Below are 2955 nucleotides of genomic sequence, written 5' to 3'. Positions count from 1 at the left end.
TCGACCAGAGGGGTCGAAGGGCTTTGTTCTCCTGCCGAAACGATGGCGGGTCGAGCAGAGCATTGGCGTTCTCACGGGCTCGCGCAGCCTCAAGGTCGATTATGAAACGTTGCTCCACGTCTCGGCCGGTGCGATGCTTTTTGCATCAATCGGGCGGATGCTCGCATCAATCACTATGGGTTAACTCTTTCCTAACGGACTCTGACCGGTTCGAATCTGGGTGAGATGATCAGGGCCGCCGTGCTCGGCGACGTCGCTCCAGACAGGGACACCTTGGCAAAGCTCTCGGCCGCGCTCGATGCGACCGCGGCGCAGCTGCGGGCCGCGATCCAGACCCGCGCCTCCGAAACCGCCTTGGCAGGCAAGGCCGCAGCTGGCGACAACGCCGATATCACGCGCCTGTCGGGCCTCACCACCGCGCTCTCGCTCGCGCAGGGCGGGACGGGCGCGACGACGGCGCTCGATGCTCGCGCTGCCCTCGGCCTGCCACTAGACCCGACCGACGTCGGTTTCGCGGCCTTCATGGGCACGGTCTGGGATGCCTGGGTCAGCTCCCTGCCGGTCTGGAGCGGCGACGGACCGGTCCCGGCGGCGGCCGGCCGATATTACCGCCAGGGCGCTGGCGGCCCCCCCCGTCCAGGCTCAGTAGCGAGGTCGTCCGTGCATCATTCCCGTCTGCTCGCCGTCGTCGTCCTGTCGCTCGTGCCGGCTCTGGCCCTGGCGCAGGGGCAGGCGCCGATCGTTCCCGTCCCCAACCGATCGGCCAACGACAATAGCTCAGCTCCGGCCAATACGCGCTACGTCGACAGCGCCACGCAGATCCTGCTCGGCGCCCTCGCCGGCAAGGCGCGGGTCGCGAACCCCGCCTTCTCGGGCGTGGTCACTGCACAGGCTCTCGATCTCCCAAATGCGGATGGGCTGCGGGTGGGCGGCGCGCCTCTATTCAGCGCGCTTCCGGCCTGTACGCCGGGTTCGACCGTTGCCCCCGTCCCCGCAGGCCAGCCCTTTGTCTGCTCCGGCCTCGTCCTGATCGCGCAGTGAGGCTTCGATGACGACATCTCGCACGCCGTCGGCGCCGTCGCGACGCTCCATCCTCGCCTTCGGGCTCGCAGGAGCCGCCGGAGCAATCGGCACCGCCAGGGGGCAGACGCCGGGGACCGTACCGGCCATCTCGGATCTCCGAGCACGACCGCGCTACGGCAGCGTCCCGGCGACCGTCGAGCGTCCGCTGTCAGCCCATTTCGGCGACATGGTCAACCTGCTCGACCATTGCCCAGGCAATGGCCTCGATAGTGACCAGGCGGGGCTGACGAAGGCGGCGAGCGTGGCTCAAGGTCGGCCGATCCTCGTCGTGCCCGGGAGGCAGTTTCGCCCGGAGGCTACCATCACAGTGGAGAGCGGGGCTCCATTCACGGTCATTGGATGGGGCAACGGCTTCGGGCCGGGGGCGGCGGTGCAGGACGAGGCGGCGACGAGCCTCATTCGTCCGATTTTCGGAGCCGGCCATGTGTTTGATGTTCGATCGCTCTATCCGGCGCGGTTCGAAAATTTCCGGATCGACGTTCATCCCAGTTTCCGGAACAAGCAGGGTGGGTACGACGGGAACAGCGGCGCCGGCATCCTCGTTCGCGGCCCGACCAATAACGTTAACTCGTCGTCCATTTTCAGGGACGTCGCCGTCGTCGGCAAAAATCAATGCCTCCGCCTACTCGGGCCGTTCGTGCCGCAGATCACGGGATGCCGTTTCATGGCCTGGAACGGGAGGGCGGTTGAGATCGCGACCTATCCCGGCACCGAGGGCAATGGTGGCGAGGTTCGCGACAACATGTGGTTCGGCCAAGGCATGAACCAACCCGGATCGGGCCCCTGCCTCTATACGGAGGTCGGTTACACAAAAATCGTCAGCAACAAGATGGGCGGCGGCTCGATCGCAATTGATGTCGCGGTCAGGGGGGCGAATGCCGGAGATCTCAATATTTACGACAATACGATGGAGGACCAGTACACAGGATCGGCGCGCTTCCGGACGCAGGACGGGTCGACGCTGACCGTGTATTTCGAGCGGAACTGGATGAGCATCTTGTCGCCGGTATATGCCGCGACGTTCCAGTATCACATTATCGTAGAGGACAACGGCGCTGACTGGCTCGAAAGCTCGACTATTAGGGGGAACCGGGTGCGCTCCGCGCTGGAAAATGGCGCTCGCTACATCTGGGTGCAGACCGGTGACAACGTGGACATCGACCACAACAAGCTGATCAATCTGGGCTCCAACACCCCACGCGGCATCGATGTGTACGGCCCTGCCAGCAGCGACCGATTGAAGAAGCCGATCCGTGTACGGCACAATAATTTCAAGGGCGTCTTTTCGCCGAAATATTCGTTCGCTCCTGGTGTGGCGTCGTTTGAGCATTTCGATGCCGATATGACGGTCGCTCAGCTCGCTGATGGCTCCCTCGGCGCCGTCCTCGACGGGTCGCGGGTGTACGCATCGGACGGCGCCCCGGGCTCGTTCACCGGAGGCGGCACGGGCGCCCATTACCGCCGCCAGGGCGGTGCCTGGGCCCCGTAGGCTTGCCTGCCAAACGGATCTTCCATCTCCGAGCCGGATGGAAGACCGGGCCGACCGTCAACGCTGCCGTGACCGGCGGCAAGACCAGAGCATTCATCAGGCGCCTCAACAGCACGCGGTTCAACCAGCGCTAGGTCTGCCCTGGGTCGCTCGGACTTCGGCCCGGCCAGCCTCAGCGGCCGTTGAAACTGGTGACATCTGAACCTGCGCGTCGTGCCATTCGAATTTGCGCGCTACAGCTGGGCACAAACCCGGGCACACCCACGGCGGAGTCAACCAAGCCTCCTGTCTCAAACAATGTAACCGGGGCAAATTCGCGGGCGGTCAGGCTGGGGTTGGCTGCCTGACCAGATCGGCGAGAGGTGGGATGGGTGGCCCGTAAT

General features: G+C 64.9%; 2 protein-coding genes and 1 pseudogene. All 3 read left to right on the top strand.

Annotated elements, in window-relative coordinates:
* Positions 1 to 184, top strand: a pseudogene (locus VP06_RS35705) (IS5/IS1182 family transposase); the annotation flags it as partial.
* 41 nt (positions 185 to 225) lie between these two features.
* A complete protein-coding gene (locus VP06_RS32990) occupies positions 226 to 1041 on the top strand; it encodes a hypothetical protein (RefSeq protein ID WP_048468052.1) in 816 nt (271 codons plus the stop codon).
* A gap of 7 nt (positions 1042 to 1048) precedes the next feature.
* Positions 1049 to 2572 carry a hypothetical protein gene (locus tag VP06_RS32985; protein WP_156295887.1) on the top strand — a complete coding sequence of 508 codons (1524 nt, stop codon included), beginning with the start codon at positions 1049 to 1051 and terminating at the stop codon, positions 2570 to 2572.
* Positions 2573 to 2955: the final 383 nt, after the last annotated feature.

The sequence above is a fragment of the Methylobacterium aquaticum genome (genome assembly GCF_001043915.1).
Classification (GTDB): domain Bacteria; phylum Pseudomonadota; class Alphaproteobacteria; order Rhizobiales; family Beijerinckiaceae; genus Methylobacterium; species Methylobacterium aquaticum.
Note: the sequence above shows the minus strand (reverse complement) of the source record. Positions and strands in the feature narration are given on the sequence as shown.

Bases quoted from the DNA above. Each gene is read 5' to 3' on its own strand.
- VP06_RS32990 (WP_048468052.1), top strand. From the start codon at position 226: ATGATCAGGGCCGCCGTGCTCGGCGACGTCGCTCCAGACAGGGACACC.
- VP06_RS32985 (WP_156295887.1), top strand. From the start codon at position 1,049: ATGACGACATCTCGCACGCCGTCGGCGCCGTCGCGACGCTCCATCCTC.